The 306-nt window shown below is 63.7% G+C and carries 1 protein-coding gene; it reads left to right on the top strand.

Annotation, left to right across the window (positions count from 1 at the left end; translation table 11 throughout):
* Nucleotides 1–65 precede the first annotated feature (65 nt).
* The coding region (locus EN852_RS38620) for a GNAT family N-acetyltransferase (RefSeq protein ID WP_135879891.1) at nt 66–306 on the top strand (241 nt) is incomplete at its 3' end.

The following is a 306-nucleotide window of genomic DNA, read 5'->3' as shown; positions in this document are numbered from 1 at the left end:
GGCCGCCCTTTCCTTTTGCGCGCGCCTCTGCTCTCATCGAGGCAGCAAATCGACCTGCATAAATTATGAGCACCATTGCGATCAGGGCCGCCACCCCGGCCGACCTCGACCGAATCACCGAAATCTATGCCGACGCGGTCGCGCACGGCACCGCAAGCTACGAGCTGGATCCGCCTAGCCGCGCCGAAATGGGCAGTCGATTCGACAGCTTAGCGGCCGGCGGCTTTCCCTATCTGGCAGCGGAAAAGAATGGCGTCGTGCTTGGCTATGCCTATGCCGGACCCTTCCGGCCCCGCCCCGCCTACC

This window comes from Mesorhizobium sp. M2E.F.Ca.ET.209.01.1.1 (genome assembly GCF_004010375.2).
Lineage (GTDB): Bacteria > Pseudomonadota > Alphaproteobacteria > Rhizobiales > Rhizobiaceae > Mesorhizobium.
Note: the sequence above shows the minus strand (reverse complement) of the source record. Positions and strands in the feature narration are given on the sequence as shown.